We start from the raw sequence: 20982 nt of genomic DNA, 5'->3' as shown, positions 1-20982 counted from the left end.
TTCTCATTGAATAAAACGCATTGTTGTTTCAAACAGGCTCATTGATAATATGTAACATATTAGAAACATTATCGGCGTTTGCCGCTGTCCCACGGCTCTATCAGAGGTTAGTTATGAATACCGTATGTGCCAACTGTCAGGCTCTCAATCGCATTCCGGACGATCGGATTGAAGATGGTGCGAAATGCGGGCGTTGTGGTCATGAATTGTTTGATGGCGATGTCATTAACGCAACGGGTGCTACGCTGGACAAACTCCTCAAGGATGATCTTCCCGTAGTGGTCGACTTCTGGGCGCCATGGTGCGGCCCATGCCGTAGCTTCGCGCCGATCTTCGAAGATGTGGCAGAAGAGCGCAACGGGAAAATGCGGTTCGTTAAGGTCAATACCGAAGCGGAACCCGAACTGAGCGCACGTTTTCGTATTCGCAGCATCCCGACCATTATGATTTTCAAAAAGGGTGAAGTGATCGATATGCTCAACGGTGCGGTTCCAAAAGCGCCTTTTGAAAGCTGGTTAAACGAGTCGCTGTAACATTCATGGGGCACATCTTGTGCCCCGTTCCCGCCTCTGCGAAAATAGGGTTTTTCCTGCATTTCGCCCATGACTGATAACGCTGTCCTTCAATTACGTGCCGAACGCCTTGCTCGCTCAACGCGTCCCTTTCTTGCCCGTGGCAATCGAATCCGTCGTTGCCAGCGATGCCTGCTGCCACTAAAGGTTTGCCTGTGCGAGACGCTGGCCCCGAGTACAGCGGAGAGTCGTTTTTGTCTGGTGATGTTCGATACCGAGCCGATGAAACCCAGTAATACGGGTCGCCTGATTGCCGACATTCTGCCTGATACCACTGCGTTTCAGTGGTCGCGCACGGAGCCACCACAGGCCCTGCTCGACGCAGTGACAAACCCGGACTATCAGCCCATGGTCGTTTTCCCGGCCTCTTATGCAGGGGCCGATCGTCAGGTGCTTTCGGCTCCCCCATCCGGTAAACCGCCCCTGTTTATTATGCTGGATGGCACCTGGACCGAAGCACGAAAAATGTTTCGTAAAAGTCCTTATCTTGACGCTCTGCCGGTGATTTCTGTCGACCTTTCCCGGGTCTCCGCCTACCGTCTGCGTGAAGCGCATGCCGACGGGCAATACTGCACTGCCGAAGTGGCCATTGCGCTTCTGGATTTAGCAGGCGATACCGTAGCGGCAGGCGCCCTGGGCAACCATTTCTCCCGCTTTCGCGAGCGCTATCTGGCGGGAAAAACCGTTCATAAGGGCAGTGTCACAGCAACAGAGACAGAAAGCGTTTAAAATCATCAGGTCGCTTGCATTCACAGGAGGCCTGCATGAGCCAGCGAGGGTTAGAAGCGCTATTACGTCCTAAATCCATTGCCGTTATCGGCGCCTCAATGAAACCGGATCGTGCAGGCTATCTGATGATGCGTAACCTGCTGGCCGGAGGGTTTAATGGCCCTGTTATGCCCGTTACGCCTGCCTACAAGGCCGTTCAGGGGGTACTTGCCTGGCCAGATGTACAGAGCCTGCCTTTCGTACCCGATCTTGCCGTACTGTGTACCAATGCGAAACGAAATCCGGAACTGCTGGAATCACTCGGTAAAAAAGGGTGTAAAACCTGCATTATTCTCTCGTCTCCACCTGAACAACAGCCCGAGCTGCTGGCATGCGCCAGTCGTTATCAAATGCGCATCCTTGGGCCGAACAGTCTTGGCCTGCTCGCCCCCTGGCAGGGGCTGAATGCCAGTTTCTCTCCTGCACCAATCCGTAAAGGCAAACTCGCGTTTATTTCGCAATCGGCGGCGGTATCGAACACCATCCTCGACTGGGCTCAGCAGCGTGAAATGGGATTCTCCTACTTCATTGCCCTGGGTGACAGCCTGGATATTGACGTTGATGAGCTCCTTGATTTTCTGGCTCGCGACAGTAAAACCAGCGCAATCCTGCTTTACCTCGAGCACCTCAGCGATGCCCGTCGTTTTGTATCGGCTTCACGAAGCGCCTCGCGCAATAAACCGATCCTGGTGATCAAAAGTGGGCGTAGCCCTGCAGCCCAGCGACTTCTGCAGTCGCATTCCGGTATGGATCCTGCCTGGGACGCCGCCATTCAGCGTGCCGGTTTGCTGCGGGTACAGGATACACACGAGCTTTTTTCCGCCGTCGAGACGCTAAGCCATATGCGCCCATTGCGCGGTGAGAAGTTAATGATTGTCAGTAACGGCGCCGCCCCTGCCGCACTCGCGCTGGATGAACTGTGGCGGCGCTTCGGTAAGCTGGCAACGCTGGGTGAAGAGACGCTGCAACGTCTGAGAGAAGCTCTCCCGACAAGTGTGACGCCAGACAACCCGCTTGACTTACGCGATGACGCCAGCAGCGATCGCTATATCAAGGCCATCTCGATTTTGCTGGATAGCCAGGATTTCGACGCGCTGATGATTATCCACTCCCCCAGCGCGGCCGCTCCAGGTAGTGAAAGTGCGCGGGCACTCATTGATACCGTGCGCAATCATCCACGTGGAAAATATGTCACTTTGCTGACCAACTGGTGCGGTGAGTTTTCTTCGCAGGAGGCGCGACGCTTGTTCAGTGAAGCCGGGCTGCCAACCTACCGTACTCCGGAAGGCACTATCACTGCATTTATGCATATGGTCGAGTATCGCCGTAACCAGAAACAGTTACGCGAAACCCCAGCGTTACCCGGTAATCTGACGGCTAACACCGTCGACGTTCACCGTCTTTTACAACAGGCTATCGAAGAAGGTGCGACAACGCTTGATACGCATGAAGTTCAGCCCATTCTCGGCAGTTACGGAATGCAAACCCTGCCCACCTGGATTGCCAGCGACAGCGCTGAGGCTGTGCATATTGCCGAACAAATTGGCTACCCGGTTGCCCTTAAGTTGCGTTCACCGGATATCCCACATAAGTCTGATATTCAGGGGGTGATGTTATACCTGCGTACGGCAACGGAGGTTCAGCAAGCAGCAGATGCCATTTTTGATCGGGTCAAAATGGCCTGGCCGCAGGCAAGGATCCACGGGTTGCTGGTGCAAAGCATGGCTAACCGCGCAGGTGCTCAGGAGCTACGGGTGGTGGTTGAACATGATCCCGTGTTTGGCCCGCTCATTATGTTGGGAGAAGGCGGCGTTGAGTGGCGGCCTGAAGAACAAGCCGTTGTAGCGTTACCGCCGCTGAACATGAATCTGGCGCGTTATTTGATCATCCAGGCGATTAAAAGCAAAAAGATCCGCGGCCGGAGCGCGCTGCGTCCACTTGATATTGCCGGGCTAAGTCAGTTCCTGGTGCAGGTATCTAACCTGATTGTGGATTGTGCCGAGATCCAGCGGCTGGATATCCACCCACTTCTCGCCTCCGGTAATGAATTTACCGCGCTGGACGTGACGCTGGATATCGCGCCCTTTGAAGGCGACAGAGAGAGCCGTCTGGCGATCCGTCCTTACCCGCTGCAACTGGAAGAGTGGGTAGAGATGAAGAATGGGGAACGCGCCTTATTCCGCCCTATTCTGCCGGAAGATGAACCTCAGCTGCGGGCCTTTATCTCTCAGGTCACGAAAGAGGATCTTTACTATCGCTATTTTAGTGAAATCAACGAATTTACCCACGATGATTTAGCCAATATGACCCAGATCGACTACGATCGAGAAATGGCTTTTGTCGCCGTTCGTCGTTCCGATAAAGGTGATGAGATCCTTGGCGTGACGCGTGCTATTTCTGACCCGGATAATGTTGATGCGGAGTTTGCCGTGCTGGTACGCTCCGATCTAAAAGGCCTGGGTCTGGGGAGACGACTGCTGGAAAAACTCATCAGTTATACGCGAGATCACGGATTGTTACGCCTGAATGGCATTACTATGCCTAACAATCGCGGTATGGTGACCCTGGCGCGAAAACTTGGATTTGATGTTGATATTCAACTGGACGAAGGTATTGTTGCCTTGTCCCTCAACCTGACATCAGCAGATAAACACGAGTAAGCTACTGGAAATGTTACCCACTTTGGACGGGACTGGTGGTATCATTGTCCGCTTATGTTGTTTGCATGGTACAGACAACCCTTCAATGAACAGAGAAGAAACGCACTGTGATGTTGTCAAAATTTAAGCGTAATAAACATCAACAACACCTTGCTCAACTACCGAAGATTTCTCAGTCAGTTGATGATGTAGAGTTCTTTTACGCTCCCGCTCATTTTCGGGAGACGCTTCTTGAAAAGATTGCCAGCGCCACGCGACGCATTTGCATTGTGGCACTGTATCTGGAACAAGACGAAGGCGGGCGCGGGATCCTGAACGCGCTCTATGAAGCCAAACGTCAACGTCCTGAACTCGATGTTCGCGTGCTGGTTGACTGGCATCGCGCTCAGCGCGGTCGTATTGGCGCTGCCGCTTCAAACACCAATGCTGACTGGTATTGCCGCATGGCGCAGGAGAATCCTGGCGTCGATGTTCCTGTTTATGGCGTGCCTGTTAATACTCGTGAAGCGCTCGGCGTCCTTCATTTCAAGGGTTTCATCATTGATGACAGCGTACTTTACAGTGGTGCTAGTCTGAATGATGTTTACCTCCATCAGCTCGATAAGTATCGCTACGACCGCTACCATCTGATTCGTAATCCTCAGATGGCCGATATCATGTTTAATTGGGTTGATAAAAATCTGGTTCATGGCCGTGGTGTAAATCGCCTTGACGATCCAGAGCGCCCTAAAAGCCCGGAAATCAAAAATGATGTTCGTGCATTCCGCCAGGAACTGCGCGATGCGGTCTATCATTTCCAGGGCGATGCAAACAACGAAGAGTTATCCGTTACCCCGCTGGTAGGTCTCGGCAAATCAAGCCTGCTAAATAAAACGATCTTTCATCTGATGCCGTGTGCAGAGCAGAAACTCACCATCTGTACACCGTACTTCAACCTTCCTGCCGTGCTGGTGCGTAACATCATTCAGCTGCTGCGCGATGGTAAAAAAGTGGAAATCATCGTTGGGGATAAAACGGCTAACGACTTCTTTATTCCTGAAGATCAGCCGTTCAAAATTATCGGTGCGCTACCTTACCTCTATGAGATTAACCTGCGCCGTTTCCTGAGTCGTTTACAGTATTACGTAAACACTGACCAGTTGGTTGTGCGTCTGTGGAAAGATGAAGACAACACTTACCATCTCAAAGGTATGTGGGTCGACGATGAGTGGATGCTACTGACCGGTAACAACCTGAACCCGCGCGCGTGGCGACTGGATCTGGAAAACGCTATCCTGATCCATGACCCACAGCATGAGTTAGCCGCAAAACGTGAGCGTGAGCTGGAGCTGATTCGCACACATACCACTGTGGTTAATCATTACCGCGAACTGCAGAGCATTGCCGATTATCCGGTGAAGGTCCGCAAACTTATCCGCCGTTTACGTCGTATCCGTATCGACCGACTTATCAGCCGTATTCTGTAATGCCACAGCCCTGTCTTCGACGGGGCTTTTTTATGGAGTTCTTGATGCGCATCCCTCTCCTGCTAACTACTCTCGCCCTCACCGGCTGTAGCCATATGGCAAACGATAGCTGGTCCGGTCAGGATAAAGCCCAACATTTTCTCGCTTCCGCGATGTTGTCCGCAGCCGGTAATGAATATGCTCAGCATCAGGGATACAGCCGGGATCGTAGCGCGGCGATAGGGTTGATGTTCTCTGTCGGTCTTGGGGCATCTAAAGAATTGTGGGATAGCCGCCCCGCAGGGAGCGGCTGGAGCTGGAAAGATTTTGCCTGGGATGTCGCCGGCGCAACGACTGGCTATGCTGTGTGGCAAATGGCGCACTATTAAAGCCGGATGCCTTTCCCTTTGCGATGAAGCATCAGGGATACGATAAATGCCAGCGCCCCCATTGCAGTGACGTACCAGAAGAATGTCGTTTCACTTCCCCATGATTTAAGAGACAACGCAACATACTCCGCCGATCCGCCAAACAACGCATTGGCTACCGCATAAGAGAGCCCGACTCCTAAAGCACGTACCTGCGCCGGGAACATTTCGGCTTTCAGTATTCCACTGATCGAGGTATAGAAACTGACAATCACCATCGCCAGCATAACCAGCGCAAATGCTGCATACGGCGAAGTCACATGCTGAAGAGCAGTCAGAATAGGTACGGTACATAACGCCGACAGCCCGCCAAAAATCAGCATCGACGTCCGTCGGCCAATTTTATCCGAGAACGCACCGATAATGGGTTGTATGAGCATAAAGACAAACAGCGCCACGGTCATGACGACACTGGCGACGTTTGCGTGCATTCCGGTAGTGTTCACCAGGTACTTTTGCATATAGGTGGTGAACGTGTAGAAACTGAGAGAGCCACCCGCAGTGAAGCCCAGCACCATCAGAAAAGCTTTACGGTTATGCCATAACCCTTTGAAGGTTCCCGCCTCCTTCAGCGTTCTGACCTCTTTCTGAGAGGTTTCATCCAACTGACGGCGTAGCCAAAGTGCGACGATCGCCAGTACTGCGCCCATTGCGAAAGGAACTCGCCATCCCCAGGCGTGAAGTTGTTCGTCCGTCAGAATCTGCTGCAGGATAACCACCACAAGAATGGCCAGCAACTGACCGCCAATAAGCGTGACATACTGGAAGGAGGCGTAAAAACCTTTACGACCTTCCAGAGCAATCTCACTCATGTAGGTCGCACTGGTACCGTATTCCCCCCCCACCGATAGCCCCTGAAATAAGCGGGCCAGTAAAAGTAGGGCGGGAGCCCAGGTACCAATGGATTCATATCCCGGCAGGCAGGCGATCACCAGAGAGCCAAAGCACATCATACAAACCGAGATCAGCATAGAAGCCTTACGCCCGCGGCGATCCGCAATACGGCCGAACAACCAGCCCCCGATCGGTCGCATCAGGAATCCTGCAGCAAATACCCCTGCTGTTTGTAGAAGTTGCGTCGTGGTGTTGCCGGAGGGAAAGAAAATATGTGCGAAGTAGAGTGAACAGAATGAGTAGACGTAAAAGTCGAACCATTCAACCAGATTCCCTGAAGAGGCGCTGACGATTGCCCATACCCTTCTTCGGGTATCACTGTTAGCCAGCGTCCCGTTTGATGTAATGCTTTCTGTCATTGTGATTATGCTCCTGCCATAAACTGCGGCGTATTGAGTCAGTAAACTCAATTACCTCGTAAATAAAATGTTATAATTTTGTTATAGATAACATTGAGACAACGATCACACATTCCGTTAGCAGGGTAAGGGATTAAGAGAAAGGCCAAGCTGGGAAAAGACAAAGCAAAAAACCCCGTACCTTGCGGTACGGGGTTCTTCCTGATTGATGCCTGGCAGTTCCCTACTCTCACATGGGGAGACCCCACACTACCATCGGCGCTACGGCGTTTCACTTCTGAGTTCGGCATGGGGTCAGGTGGGACCACCGCGCTAAAGCCGCCAGGCAAATTCTGTTAATCTGTATCAAAGCTGAAAATCTTCTGTCTCTCTTCGCCGAAACAGCTTCGGCGTTGTAAGGTTAAGCCTCACGGTTCATTAGTATCGGTTAGCTCAACGCATCGCTGCGCTTACACACCCGACCTATCAACGTCGTAGTCTTCAACGTTCCTTCAGGACCCTTAAAGGGTCAGGGAGAACTCATCTCGGGGCAAGTTTCGTGCTTAGATGCTTTCAGCACTTATCTCTTCCGCATTTAGCTACCGGGCAGTGCCATTGGCATGACAACCCGAACACCAGTGATGCGTCCACTCCGGTCCTCTCGTACTAGGAGCAGCCCCCCTCAATTCTCCAGCGCCCACGGCAGATAGGGACCGAACTGTCTCACGACGTTCTAAACCCAGCTCGCGTACCACTTTAAATGGCGAACAGCCATACCCTTGGGACCTACTTCAGCCCCAGGATGTGATGAGCCGACATCGAGGTGCCAAACACCGCCGTCGATATGAACTCTTGGGCGGTATCAGCCTGTTATCCCCGGAGTACCTTTTATCCGTTGAGCGATGGCCCTTCCATTCAGAACCACCGGATCACTATGACCTGCTTTCGCACCTGCTCGAGCCGTCACTCTCGCAGTCAAGCTAGCTTATGCCATTGCACTAACCTCCTGATGTCCGACCAGGATTAGCTAACCTTCGTGCTCCTCCGTTACTCTTTGGGAGGAGACCGCCCCAGTCAAACTACCCACCAGACACTGTCCGCAACCCGGATTACGGGTCTACGTTAGAACACCAGCCATTAAAGGGTGGTATTTCAAGGGCGGCTCCACGCAGACTGGCGTCCACGCTTCAAAGCCTCCCACCTATCCTACACATCAAGGACCAGTGTTCAGTGTCAAGCTATAGTAAAGGTTCACGGGGTCTTTCCGTCTTGCCGCGGGTACACTGCATCTTCACAGCGAGTTCAATTTCACTGAGTCTCGGGTGGAGACAGCCTGGCCATCATTACGCCATTCGTGCAGGTCGGAACTTACCCGACAAGGAATTTCGCTACCTTAGGACCGTTATAGTTACGGCCGCCGTTTACCGGGGCTTCGATCAAGAGCTTCGCGTTGCCGCTAACCCCATCAATTAACCTTCCGGCACCGGGCAGGCGTCACACCGTATACGTCCACTTTCGTGTTTGCACAGTGCTGTGTTTTTAATAAACAGTTGCAGCCAGCTGGTATCTTCGACTGATTTCAGCTCCACCCGCAGGGGCTTCACCTACATATCAGCGTGCCTTCTCCCGAAGTTACGGCACCATTTTGCCTAGTTCCTTCACCCGAGTTCTCTCAAGCGCCTTGGTATTCTCTACCTGACCACCTGTGTCGGTTTGGGGTACGATTTGATGTTACCTGATGCTTAGAGGCTTTTCCTGGAAGCAGGGCATTTGTTACTTCAGCACCGTAGTGCCTCGTCATCACACCTCAGCGTTAATAAGGTACCGGATTTACCTGGAACCTCCGCCTACATGCTTAAACCGGGACAACCGTCGCCCGGCTAACATAGCCTTCTCCGTCCCCCCTTCGCAGTAACACCAAGTACAGGAATATTAACCTGTTTCCCATCGACTACGCCTTTCGGCCTCGCCTTAGGGGTCGACTCACCCTGCCCCGATTAACGTTGGACAGGAACCCTTGGTCTTCCGGCGTGCGGGCTTTTCACCCGCATTATCGTTACTTATGTCAGCATTCGCACTTCTGATACCTCCAGCACCCCTCACAGGACACCTTCAACGGCTTACAGAACGCTCCCCTACCCAACAACACATAGTGTCGCTGCCGCAGCTTCGGTGCATGGTTTAGCCCCGTTACATCTTCCGCGCAGGCCGACTCGACCAGTGAGCTATTACGCTTTCTTTAAATGATGGCTGCTTCTAAGCCAACATCCTGGCTGTCTGTGCCTTCCCACATCGTTTCCCACTTAACCATGACTTTGGGACCTTAGCTGGCGGTCTGGGTTGTTTCCCTCTTCACGACGGACGTTAGCACCCGCCGTGTGTCTCCCGTGATAACATTCTTCGGTATTCGTAGTTTGCATCGGGTTGGTAAGCCGGGATGGCCCCCTAGCCGAAACAGTGCTCTACCCCCGAAGATGAGTTCACGAGGCGCTACCTAAATAGCTTTCGGGGAGAACCAGCTATCTCCCGGTTTGATTGGCCTTTCACCCCCAGCCACAAGTCATCCGCTAATTTTTCAACATTAGTCGGTTCGGTCCTCCAGTTAGTGTTACCCAACCTTCAACCTGCCCATGGCTAGATCACCGGGTTTCGGGTCTATACCCTGCAACTTAACGCCCAGTTAAGACTCGGTTTCCCTTCGGCTCCCCTATACGGTTAACCTTGCTACAGAATATAAGTCGCTGACCCATTATACAAAAGGTACGCAGTCACACCACGAAGGTGCTCCCACTGCTTGTACGTACACGGTTTCAGGTTCTTTTTCACTCCCCTCGCCGGGGTTCTTTTCGCCTTTCCCTCACGGTACTGGTTCACTATCGGTCAGTCAGGAGTATTTAGCCTTGGAGGATGGTCCCCCCATATTCAGACAGGATACCACGTGTCCCGCCCTACTCTTCGAGTTCACAACCTGTGCATTTTCGTGTACGGGACTATCACCCTGTACCGTCGGACTTTCCAGACCGTTCCACTAACACACAAGCTGATTCAGACTCTGGGCTGCTCCCCGTTCGCTCGCCGCTACTGGGGGAATCTCGGTTGATTTCTTTTCCTCGGGGTACTTAGATGTTTCAGTTCCCCCGGTTCGCCTCGTTAACCTATGTATTCAGTTAACGATAGTGTGACGAATCACACTGGGTTTCCCCATTCGGACATCGCCGGGTCAAAGGTTCATATCACCTCGCCGGCGCTTTTCGCAGATTAGCACGTCCTTCATCGCCTCTGACTGCCAGGGCATCCACCGTGTACGCTTAGTCGCTTAACCTCACAACCCGAAGATGTTTCTTTCGATTCACCATCGACTTGCGAAAATTTGAGAGACTCGAACACACATAACATGTGTGTCGTTTCAATTTTCAGCTTGATCCAGATTTTTAAAGAGCAAATATCTCAAACATGACTCGCAAGTCAGTTTTGAGATATGACGGCAGGTGACTTTCACTCACGAACCAGCAAGTGGCGTCCCCTAGGGGATTCGAACCCCTGTTACCGCCGTGAAAGGGCGGTGTCCTGGGCCTCTAGACGAAGGGGACGTATAAGTCTCAATCGCAAGACGCCTTGCTATTTACTTTTCATCAGACAATCTGTGTGAGCACTGCAAAGGCAGGTTCTTTAAGGTAAGGAGGTGATCCAACCGCAGGTTCCCCTACGGTTACCTTGTTACGACTTCACCCCAGTCATGAATCACAAAGTGGTAAGCGCCCTCCCGAAGGTTAAGCTACCTACTTCTTTTGCAACCCACTCCCATGGTGTGACGGGCGGTGTGTACAAGGCCCGGGAACGTATTCACCGTAGCATTCTGATCTACGATTACTAGCGATTCCGACTTCATGGAGTCGAGTTGCAGACTCCAATCCGGACTACGACGCACTTTATGAGGTCCGCTTGCTCTCGCGAGGTCGCTTCTCTTTGTATGCGCCATTGTAGCACGTGTGTAGCCCTACTCGTAAGGGCCATGATGACTTGACGTCATCCCCACCTTCCTCCAGTTTATCACTGGCAGTCTCCTTTGAGTTCCCGGCCGGACCGCTGGCAACAAAGGATAAGGGTTGCGCTCGTTGCGGGACTTAACCCAACATTTCACAACACGAGCTGACGACAGCCATGCAGCACCTGTCTCAGAGTTCCCGAAGGCACCAATCCATCTCTGGAAAGTTCTCTGGATGTCAAGAGTAGGTAAGGTTCTTCGCGTTGCATCGAATTAAACCACATGCTCCACCGCTTGTGCGGGCCCCCGTCAATTCATTTGAGTTTTAACCTTGCGGCCGTACTCCCCAGGCGGTCGACTTAACGCGTTAGCTCCGGAAGCCACGCCTCAAGGGCACAACCTCCAAGTCGACATCGTTTACGGCGTGGACTACCAGGGTATCTAATCCTGTTTGCTCCCCACGCTTTCGCACCTGAGCGTCAGTCTTTGTCCAGGGGGCCGCCTTCGCCACCGGTATTCCTCCAGATCTCTACGCATTTCACCGCTACACCTGGAATTCTACCCCCCTCTACAAGACTCTAGCCTGCCAGTTTCGAATGCAGTTCCCAGGTTGAGCCCGGGGATTTCACATCCGACTTGACAGACCGCCTGCGTGCGCTTTACGCCCAGTAATTCCGATTAACGCTTGCACCCTCCGTATTACCGCGGCTGCTGGCACGGAGTTAGCCGGTGCTTCTTCTGCGGGTAACGTCAATTGCTGAGGTTATTAACCTCAGCACCTTCCTCCCCGCTGAAAGTACTTTACAACCCGAAGGCCTTCTTCATACACGCGGCATGGCTGCATCAGGCTTGCGCCCATTGTGCAATATTCCCCACTGCTGCCTCCCGTAGGAGTCTGGACCGTGTCTCAGTTCCAGTGTGGCTGGTCATCCTCTCAGACCAGCTAGGGATCGTCGCCTAGGTGAGCCGTTACCCCACCTACTAGCTAATCCCATCTGGGCACATCTGATGGCAAGAGGCCCGAAGGTCCCCCTCTTTGGTCTTGCGACATTATGCGGTATTAGCTACCGTTTCCAGTAGTTATCCCCCTCCATCAGGCAGTTTCCCAGACATTACTCACCCGTCCGCCGCTCGTCACCCGAGAGCAAGCTCTCTGTGCTACCGCTCGACTTGCATGTGTTAGGCCTGCCGCCAGCGTTCAATCTGAGCCATGATCAAACTCTTCAATTTAAAAGTTTGATGCTCAATGAATTAAACTTCGTAATGAATTACGTGTTCACTCGTTGAGACTTGGTATTCATTTTTCGTCCGAGGACGTTAAGAATCCATGTCACTTTGAGTGCCCACACAGATTGTCTGATAAATTGTTAAAGAGCAGTGCCGCTTCGTTTTCGCTGCGGCGCGGGGTGTGCATATTACGCTTTCCCGCTACAGAGTCAAGCGTTTATTTTGCTTTTCTCTGCTGACCCGGCGGCGTGTGTGCCGTTGTTCCGTGTCAGTGGAGGCGCATTATAGGGAGTTATTTCGAAGCCGCAAGGATAAAGTGAAAATTATTTTCCAACCGCTCACTTTCCAGGCGAATTACATTCCAGACCTCAATTTTCGCCTGGTTTTTAAACAAAAACGAGCCGCAAGCGGCTCGTTTTTTGGTTTTGTGACTTACTGCACTGCCACAATGCGATCGTCGTTGGCTTCCAGACGGATAACTTTGCCTGGAATTAACTCTCCGGAGAGGATCTGCTGCGCCAGCGGATTTTCGATCTGCTGTTGGATAGCACGTTTTAATGGACGCGCACCGTACACCGGATCGTAACCATTCTCGCTCAGCAGCTTCAGAGCCTCGTCGGAGATGTGAATTTCATATCCACGCTCTTCCAGACGTTTGTACAAACGCTGCAACTGGATCTGCGCAATCGACGCAATGTGTTTCTCACCCAGAGGATGGAATACCACCACTTCATCAATACGGTTGATGAACTCAGGACGGAAGTTATGGCTCACGACACCGAGCACCAGATCCTTCATATGGCTATAGTCCAGCTCACCGAAACGTTCCTGAATCAAATCGGAACCCAGGTTCGAGGTCATGATGACCACCGTATTACGGAAGTCGACTGTTCTCCCCTGCCCATCGGTCAGACGACCATCATCCAGCACCTGAAGCAGAATGTTGAAAACATCTGGATGCGCTTTCTCTACCTCGTCCAGCAGAATGACGGAATAAGGACGACGGCGCACCGCTTCTGTCAGATAACCACCTTCTTCATAACCCACGTATCCCGGAGGTGCACCGACCAGACGCGAAACAGAGTGCTTCTCCATAAACTCGGACATGTCGATACGCACCATCGCATCATCGCTGTCGAACATAAAGTTAGCCAGCGCTTTACACAGCTCGGTTTTACCGACACCGGTTGGCCCCAGGAACAGGAACGAGCCAATTGGGCGATTCGGATCGGACAGCCCTGCACGGCTACGACGAATAGCGTTGGAAACCGCTTCAACCGCCTCGTTCTGACCAATCACCCGGTTATGTAAATCCTGCTCCATACGCAGCAGTTTTTCACGCTCACCTTCCAGCATGCGTGCCACTGGGATACCGGTCCAGCGCGCCAGCACTTCGGCAATTTCCGCATCCGTCACTTTATTACGCAACAGACGCATCGTTTTGCCTTCGGACTGCGTAGCAATCTCAAGCTGTTTTTCCAGCTCAGGAATTTTGCCATACTGCAGCTCTGACATCCGCGCCAAATCGCCCACACGGCGGGCCTGCTCAATGGCAATTTTTGCCTGTTCGAGTTCCGCCTTTATGGTCTGAGTGCCGGAAAGGGATGCTTTCTCGGCTTTCCACTCTTCTTCCAGCTCAGAATACTGGCGTTCTTTATCGTCCAGTTCTTCATTGAGCATATCCAGGCGTTTCTTACTGGCTTCATCAGACTCTTTCTTCAGCGCCTGCTGTTCCAGCTTGAGCTGGATGATACGGCGGTCGAGCCTGTCGAGCTCTTCCGGTTTCGAGTCAATCTGCATACGAATGCTCGAAGCCGCTTCATCGATCAGGTCGATTGCTTTATCCGGCAACTGACGATCGGCAATATAACGATGCGAAAGCGTCGCCGCCGCAACGATGGCCGGGTCAGTGATCTGCACATGGTGGTGCAGCTCATAACGCTCTTTCAGACCACGCAAAATCGCGATGGTATCTTCAACGCTTGGCTCAGCCACAAACACTTTCTGGAAACGACGTTCAAGTGCAGCATCTTTTTCAATGTACTGACGATACTCATCAAGCGTAGTGGCACCAACGCAGTGAAGTTCACCGCGCGCCAGCGCAGGTTTCAGCATGTTCCCGGCATCCATCGCGCCGTCCGCTTTACCCGCACCGACCATAGTGTGCAGTTCGTCGATAAACAGGATGACATTGCCTTCCTGCTTCGCCAGATCGTTAAGCACGCCTTTGAGGCGCTCTTCAAACTCGCCGCGGTATTTCGCACCGGCCACCAGCGCACCCATATCCAGCGCCAGTACGCGACGGCCTTTTAGCCCCTCCGGCACTTCACCGTTGACGATACGCTGCGCCAGCCCTTCAACAATGGCGGTTTTACCGACACCCGGTTCACCAATCAGCACCGGGTTGTTCTTGGTACGACGCTGCAATACCTGGATAGTACGGCGGATCTCTTCGTCACGGCCGATAACCGGGTCAAGTTTGCCCTGTTCAGCACGTTCGGTCAGATCGACCGTAAATTTATTCAAAGCCTGACGTTGGTCTTCGGCTCCCTGATCGTTCACGCTTTCACCTCCGCGCATTTTCTCAATCGCCTGAGTCACATTGGCGGTGGTCGCACCGGCAGATTTCAGCAGGTCGGTCAAGGTACCGCGTGATTCAAGCGCCGCCAGAACAAACAACTCTGACGAAATAAAGTTGTCCCCACGTTTTTGCGCCAGCTTGTCGCAAAGGTTCAGCACACGCACCAGATCCTGCGACGGTTGAACGTCGCCGCCGGTACCTTCTACCTGCGGTAAGCGGCTCAGCGCCTGATCGATGGCTGTGCGTAACTGGCCAGCATTAATGCCAGCGGACGTTAATAAAGGACGTACCGATCCCCCTTCCTGATTCAGCAAGGCGCTCATTAAATGAAGAGGTTCGATAAATTGGTTGTCGTGCCCCAGTGCAAGGGACTGGGCATCGGCGAGAGCAAGCTGGAATTTATTAGTAAGACGATCCAGACGCATAACTCCTCCCATAACAGGTCAAATTTGCTACTGGAGATTAAATGAGGTCATCCCTCAATTATTCAAGGTTAATGACCTGAATTATGTGAAAAGAAAACGGCACGTGCCGGATCGTCTTGATTCTTTAGGTTATATCAGCCAAATAAAACTTGCCATACGACCCGTCGTCTTGTCGCGGCGATAAGAGAAAAAATCACCCTTTTCGGTGAAGGTACAGCGATTGCCACCGAAGATCTGCGTCACACCGACATTATTCAGGCGCTGGCGAGCAAGCTGGTAAATATCAGCCAGATATTTATCCCCCGAAGGCAGGAAGGCGTCCACTGCTTGCGGATCTTTATCCATAAATGCTTCACGGACCTCAGGCCCTACCTCAAAAGCGCGAGGGCCAATGGCCGGGCCAAGCCAGGCCATGATATTGGCTGGTTCATCTTTAAAGCAGGAGACGGTCTCCTCCAGCACGCCTTCACACAGGCCGCGCCATCCCGCATGTGCTGCTGCGACCTCAGTACCTGCACGGTTACAGAACAGCACAGGCAGACAATCAGCAGTCATTACGGCACAAACCGTTCCCGGAATATTACTATAAGAGGCATCAGCGCGTTTTGAAGCGTAGGGTTCTCCCGTCAGCTTCAGCACCGTTTTTCCATGAACCTGTTCCAGCCAAACCGGTTTTGACGGCAAGTTCCCCGCAGCAAACAGACGCTTGCGGTTTTCTTCAACGTGCTCCAGGTTGTCGCCACAGTGTGCACCGAGGTTCAGTGACTCCCACGCCCCCTGGCTCACACCGCCAATACGGGTTGAACTGCAGGCGGCCACACCTGCAGGCAATGGCCATTCCGGGACAATCAGTTTGGTCATAACCAGTCCACTTGATCCTTATGTTCTTCGAAATCGGCACGCATGGCGTCAATAAGTTCCACCATATCCTGCGGGATAGGTGCATGCCACTCCATCTGAATACCAGTGATAGGATGGTAAAGACGCAGCATGGTCGCGTGTAGCGCCTGACGATCGAATTTACGCAGTACGCTGATGAACTCATCCGATGCGCCTTTTGGCGGACGTGGACGGCCACCGTATACCTGATCCCCCACCAGCGGATGGGTAATGTGCGCCATATGCACACGGATCTGGTGAGTACGCCCGGTTTCCAGACGCAGACGCAGACGCGTATGAATACGGAAGTGCTCCATGATGCGATAGTGCGTCACCGCGGGTTTACCCATCGGATGCACCGACATATGAGTACGTTTGGTTGGGTGACGGCTGATTGGCTCTTCCACTGTTCCACCAGAAGTCATATGCCCAATGGCTACCGCTTCATACTCTCGAGTGATTTCGCGCAGCTGCAGCGATTCCACCAGACGGGTCTGAGCTGGAACGGTCTTCGCCACCACCATCAAACCGGTGGTGTCTTTATCCAGACGGTGAACGATTCCCGCGCGCGGGACATCTGCGATCGGCGGATAATAATGGAGAAGTGCGTTAAGTACTGTACCGTCAGGATTCCCCGCCCCCGGATGAACAACCAGGTCGCGCGGCTTGTTGATCACCAGAATGTCATCATCTTCATAGACGATGTCCAGTGGGATATCCTGCGGCTCGAAGCGGATTTCCTCTTCGATTTCAGCATTGATGGCGACAGCTTCCCCACCTAACACTTTCTCTTTTGGTTTGTCCCAGATCTTGCCGTTTACCAGCACGCGCTGGTCAAGGATCCATTCTTTTATGCGTGAACGCGAATAATCAGGGAACAATTCGGCCAAAGCCTGATCTAAGCGTTGACCGAGCTGATTTTCGGAGACTGTTGCGGTGAGTTCTACTCGTTGTGCCATAAACTGCTTCTTCGTTTAACGTTGGGTTTTACGGCTTTGCCGTTTAATATAGTGTGCTATTGTAGCTGGTCTTAATCGGGAGCAGGAACAGAGTTTCTCCCGGACAAACATTTGAGGAAAGTCAAAACGTCATGACGCGCATGAAATATCTGGTGGCAGCGGCCACGTTGAGCCTGGCTTTGGTGGGCTGCTCCGGTTCAAATGAACAGGTCCCTGACAATCCGCCGAATGAAATCTATGCGACTGCACAACAAAAGTTGCAGGACGGTAACTGGAAACAGGCGATAACGCAACTGGAAGCGTTGGATAATCGCTATCCATTTGGTCCGTATTCGCAGCAGGTACAGTTAGATCTCATCTACGCATACTACAAAAATGCCGATCTGCCGCTGGCTCAGGCAACCATCGATCGTTTCATGCGTCTGAACCCGACTCATCCTAACATCGACTATGTGATGTACATGCGCGGCCTCACCAACATGGCACTGGACGACAGTGCGCTGCAGGGCTTCTTCGGCGTGGATCGTTCCGACCGCGACCCACAGCACGCACGTGATGCCTTCAATGACTTCTCCAAACTGGTGCGCGGCTATCCGAACAGTCAGTACGTGACTGACGCGACCAAACGTCTGGTGTTCCTGAAAGATCGTCTGGCGAAATATGAATACTCCGTGGCGGAATACTATACCCGCCGTGGCGCATGGGTTGCCGTGGTTAACCGCGTAGAAGGTATGTTGCGTGATTATCCGGATACTCAGGCAACGCGTGATGGTCTGAAGCTGATGGAAAATGCTTACCGTCAGATGCAGATGACCGCTCAGGCTGAAAAAGTAGCGAAAATCATCGCCGCAAACAGCAGCAACACCTGATATTGCCTCAATGTAAAACGGCAGCCCGAAGGCTGCCGTTTTTTTATTCATTCTGGATATAAGCTGAAGCGGTTTAGCCTCAACACATCCTATCAACTATGACCGCAATTTTTACCTTCCACAAGGTAAATCTCACCTCTTCCTGCCCTGCCTCACAAAAAAGATTCCCTGACAAAAACCGACAAAATAACGTGATCTAAATCACACATTTTGACATTAGGTCGGGTATGCTGGAATCACCAAGACGGAAAGACAAGAGGTAAAATTTATGACAATGAACATTACCAGTAAACAAATGGAAATTACTCCGGCAATTCGCCAGCACGTCGCAGACCGTCTCGCCAAACTGGATAAATGGCAAACTCATTTGATTAACCCACATATCATCCTGTCCAAGGAGCCGCAGGGTTTCATCGCTGACGCAACTATCAATACTCCAAACGGCCATCTGGTCGCCAGCGCAAAACATGAAGATATGTACACCGCAATTAACGATTTGATCAACAAGCTGGAACGGCAGCTCAATAAAGTGCAACACAAAGGTGAAGCCCGTCGCGCCACAACATCGGTGAAAGACGCCAGCTTCGCGGAAGAAGTTGAAGAAGAGTAATCCTTTAAATTGAGTGTACCGCCAACGCGCCTTCGGGCGCGTTTTTTATTGACAGGGTGAAAACAGTACGGGTACTTTAACGGTATCAAGCACAGGATGATTTCATGAAACTAACGCCGTTTTTCTTCGCATTCTTTTTTACCTTCCCCTGAATGGGAGGCGTTTCGTCGTGTGATAAAGAATGCGAAGACGAACAACAAGGCCTCCCACCCCGGGAGGCTTTTTTTATTGATAACGATAAAACGAGACAGGCAACACTATGACACCGGAAAACCCATTACTGGATCTACGCGTTAAAATCAGCGCGCTGGATGAGAAATTACTGGCGCTGCTGGCAGAACGCCGTTTGCTCGCCGTCGAAGTGGGTAAAGCTAAACTGGATTCCCACCGCCCGGTACGTGATATCGACCGCGAGCGTGACCTGCTGGAGCGCCTGATTCAGCTCGGCAAAGCGCATCACCTGGATGCGCATTACATCACCCGCCTGTTCCAGCTCATCATCGAAGATTCCGTTCTGACCCAGCAAGCGCTGTTGCAGCAGCATCTGAACAAAACCAATCCGCACTCTGCCCGTATCGCGTTTCTGGGTCCGAAAGGTTCGTATTCACACCTGGCGGCACGTCAGTATGCAGCCCGCCATTTCGAAGAGTTTATTGAAAGCGGATGCGCGAAGTTTGCCGATATTTTCAATCAGGTTGAAACCGGCCAGGCTGATTACGCCGTGGTCCCGATTGAAAATACCAGCTCCGGTGCCATCAATGATGTCTACGACCTGCTGCAACACACCAGTCTGTCGCTGGTTGGTGAGCTGACCATTCCAATTGACCATTGTGTCCTGGTCTCTGGCTCCACTAACCTGAGCAAAATCGAAACGGTGTACAGCCATCCGCAGCCGTTCCAGCAATGTAGCCAGTTCCTGAACCGCTATCCGAACTGGAAAATTGAGTACACTGAAAGCACCTCCGCGGCGATGGAAAAAGTGGCGCAGGCAAATTCCCCGACCGTTGCCGCACTGGGTAGCGAGGCCGGTGGCGCGCTGTATGGCCTTCAGGTACTGGAACGAAACCTGGCAAACCAGACGCAAAACATTACCCGCTTCGTGGTGCTGGCCCGCAAGGCAATCAATGTGTCCGATCAGGTACCCGCGAAAACCACGCTGCTGATGGCCACCGGCCAACAGGCTGGTGCACTGGTTGAAGCTCTGCTGGTACTGCGTAACCACAACCTGATCATGACCAAACTTGAATCGCGCCCGATTCATGGAAATCCGTGGGAAGAGATGTTTTATCTTGATATCCAGGCCAACCTGGAATCTTCCACAATGCAAAAAGCCCTGCGTGAACTGGGCGAAATTACCCGTTCAATGAAAGTGCTGGGCTGTTACCCGAGTGAAAACGTCGTTCCGGTCGACCCGGCCTAACGTTCGATAAAGCGGCTTTTCTTCATCCCTGCCACGCTGACTGGCAGGGTGAAGATGGCCCCGGAAAGCGGATATTGCGCTATCTCCGCTTCGTCCATATTTTCCCGGGTGGTCGTTATAAATAACGTCTTCATATCGTCACCGCCAAAGCAGACCATCGTCGGGCAACGAACCGGTAGTCTGTATTCCTCGAGCTGTTCGCCCTCAGGTGAAAATCTGGCGATACGCCAGCCATCAAACAGCGCGGTCCAGTAACAGCCTTCCTCGTCCATCGCAGCACCGTCAGGTATCCCCTCACCTTCCTGAAACCGTCGGAAAACGTCTCGCTTGCCAGGCTCTCCCTGTTCATCCAGCGGCGTACGATAGATAACGCCGTTTGGCGTGTCAGAGGTATACATCCATTGTTTATCCGGACTAAACGCTAAACCGTTGTGCCCGTGAATATCGCACTGGATCACTTTCGGTGTCAGGTCGTTGTCGATGCGCATCAGCAGGGCGCCGTTGTAATCACCCGGTCCCCAGAACGTCCCCGCATAGAACCGCCCATGATGATCGGTACCCCCATCATTAAAGCGCGCCAGTTGCGGATTAGATGGGTTATCACACACTTTGCGCTGGAGCAGCCCATGTTTATCGGCAAGCCAGATACCATTGCGCATGGCGACGATAAACCCACCACGCTCACGCAGAGCAAAACAGCCCACCTCTTCATGGAATGAAAGCACGGTGTGTTCAGCCGTCAGCAGATGATATCGGTGGATCTCCCCTTCCAGAATATCAGCCCAGTAGAGCGCACTCTCTTCTGCACTCCACGTTGGGCACTCAGGCAGATGTCCGGTGTAATTCAACAGTAGCTGCGGTTCAGCCATGACAGTTCCCCAAAATGAAAAAAGCCAGCAACGCTGGCTTTTAGTATATACAT

The 20982-nt window shown here is 52.4% G+C and carries 14 protein-coding genes, 1 tRNA gene, 3 rRNA genes and 1 other annotated feature; of the genes, 9 read left to right on the top strand and 9 right to left on the bottom strand.

The window, feature by feature from the left end; all coding sequences use genetic code 11:
• Positions 1-113: 113 nt before the first annotated feature.
• From trxC to AC0XWG_RS12840, 5 genes are all read left to right on the top strand, one after another.
• Positions 114-533, top strand: coding sequence for a thioredoxin TrxC (trxC, locus tag AC0XWG_RS12860; RefSeq protein ID WP_028016050.1), 420 nt, complete (start codon positions 114-116; stop codon positions 531-533).
• 69 nt (positions 534-602) lie between these two features.
• Entirely contained in the window at positions 603-1301 is a 699-nt protein-coding gene (gene tapT, locus AC0XWG_RS12855) for a tRNA-uridine aminocarboxypropyltransferase (RefSeq protein ID WP_475680640.1), read from the top strand.
• Positions 1302-1336: 35 nt separating this feature from the next.
• Positions 1337-4000 carry a bifunctional acetate--CoA ligase family protein/GNAT family N-acetyltransferase gene (locus AC0XWG_RS12850; protein WP_475680639.1) on the top strand — a complete coding sequence of 888 codons (2664 nt, stop codon included), beginning with the start codon at positions 1337-1339 and terminating at the stop codon, positions 3998-4000.
• A gap of 110 nt (positions 4001-4110) precedes the next feature.
• Positions 4111-5466 carry a CDP-diacylglycerol--serine O-phosphatidyltransferase gene (pssA, locus tag AC0XWG_RS12845; protein ID WP_028016047.1) on the top strand — a complete coding sequence of 452 codons (1356 nt, stop codon included), beginning with the start codon at positions 4111-4113 and terminating at the stop codon, positions 5464-5466.
• Positions 5467-5510: 44 nt separating this feature from the next.
• Positions 5511-5834: a YfiM family lipoprotein gene (locus AC0XWG_RS12840; protein WP_049005940.1), complete on the top strand. Its 324-nt coding sequence runs from the start codon at positions 5511-5513 to the stop codon at positions 5832-5834.
• On the opposite strand, the gene AC0XWG_RS12835 is transcribed toward AC0XWG_RS12840, so the two are convergent.
• The 8 genes from AC0XWG_RS12835 to rluD form a co-directional block, all read right to left on the bottom strand.
• Complete coding sequence (locus tag AC0XWG_RS12835) at positions 5831-7126, bottom strand: MFS family transporter (protein ID WP_475680638.1); 1296 nt, start codon at positions 7124-7126, stop codon at positions 5831-5833. The two genes, AC0XWG_RS12840 and AC0XWG_RS12835, sit on opposite strands and share 4 nt — an antisense overlap.
• A gap of 210 nt (positions 7127-7336) precedes the next feature.
• Positions 7337-7452 (bottom strand): 5S ribosomal RNA (rrf, locus tag AC0XWG_RS12830).
• A gap of 70 nt (positions 7453-7522) precedes the next feature.
• A 23S ribosomal RNA gene (locus tag AC0XWG_RS12825) occupies positions 7523-10427 on the bottom strand.
• A gap of 192 nt (positions 10428-10619) precedes the next feature.
• Positions 10620-10695: transfer RNA gene (locus tag AC0XWG_RS12820), tRNA-Glu, on the bottom strand.
• An 85-nt stretch (positions 10696-10780) separates the two neighbouring features.
• A 16S ribosomal RNA gene (locus tag AC0XWG_RS12815) occupies positions 10781-12320 on the bottom strand.
• The 16S, 23S and 5S rRNA genes sit together here with 1 tRNA gene alongside, the layout of an rRNA operon.
• 429 nt (positions 12321-12749) lie before the next feature.
• A complete protein-coding gene (clpB, locus tag AC0XWG_RS12810; RefSeq protein WP_454543910.1) occupies positions 12750-15323 on the bottom strand; it encodes an ATP-dependent chaperone ClpB in 2574 nt (857 codons plus the stop codon).
• Positions 15324-15452: 129 nt separating this feature from the next.
• Positions 15453-16184, bottom strand: coding sequence for a purine nucleoside phosphorylase YfiH (yfiH, locus tag AC0XWG_RS12805; protein ID WP_049007923.1), 732 nt, complete (start codon positions 16182-16184; stop codon positions 15453-15455).
• The gene (gene rluD / locus AC0XWG_RS12800; protein ID WP_028016723.1) at positions 16181-17161 is read right to left on the bottom strand and encodes a 23S rRNA pseudouridine(1911/1915/1917) synthase RluD; all 981 of its coding nucleotides are present in this window, start codon (positions 17159-17161) and stop codon (positions 16181-16183) included. The genes yfiH and rluD overlap by 4 nt, the downstream gene beginning before the upstream one ends.
• A gap of 131 nt (positions 17162-17292) precedes the next feature.
• Here rluD and bamD point away from each other — a divergent pair, with 131 nt between their 5' ends.
• The 4 genes from bamD to pheA all read left to right on the top strand — a co-directional run bounded on the left by bamD (position 17293) and on the right by pheA (position 20060).
• Entirely contained in the window at positions 17293-18030 is a 738-nt protein-coding gene (bamD, locus tag AC0XWG_RS12795; RefSeq protein WP_023308867.1) for an outer membrane protein assembly factor BamD, read from the top strand.
• A 268-nt stretch (positions 18031-18298) separates the two neighbouring features.
• Positions 18299-18640, top strand: a complete 342-nt coding sequence (gene raiA, locus AC0XWG_RS12790) for a ribosome-associated translation inhibitor RaiA (protein ID WP_008502470.1) — start codon at positions 18299-18301, stop codon at positions 18638-18640.
• A 103-nt stretch (positions 18641-18743) separates the two neighbouring features.
• Positions 18744-18869 (top strand) — a sequence feature (Phe leader region).
• Positions 18745-18792, top strand: coding sequence for a pheA operon leader peptide PheL (gene pheL, locus AC0XWG_RS12785; protein ID WP_100249759.1), 48 nt, complete (start codon positions 18745-18747; stop codon positions 18790-18792). (Overlaps the previous feature by 48 nt.)
• Before the next feature lie 30 nt (positions 18870-18899).
• Positions 18900-20060 (top strand): bifunctional chorismate mutase/prephenate dehydratase, encoded by a 1161-nt coding sequence (gene pheA / locus AC0XWG_RS12780; protein ID WP_475680637.1) that lies wholly within the window; start codon positions 18900-18902, stop codon positions 20058-20060.
• Here the strand turns inward: pheA and AC0XWG_RS12775 are convergent.
• Positions 20057-20929 (bottom strand): SMP-30/gluconolactonase/LRE family protein, encoded by an 873-nt coding sequence (locus AC0XWG_RS12775; protein WP_475680636.1) that lies wholly within the window; start codon positions 20927-20929, stop codon positions 20057-20059. The two genes, pheA and AC0XWG_RS12775, sit on opposite strands and share 4 nt — an antisense overlap.
• Positions 20930-20982: the final 53 nt, after the last annotated feature.

It is taken from the genome of Enterobacter sp. DVT3837, assembly GCF_056238685.1.
This window is presented reverse-complemented; position numbering and strand designations above follow the sequence as displayed.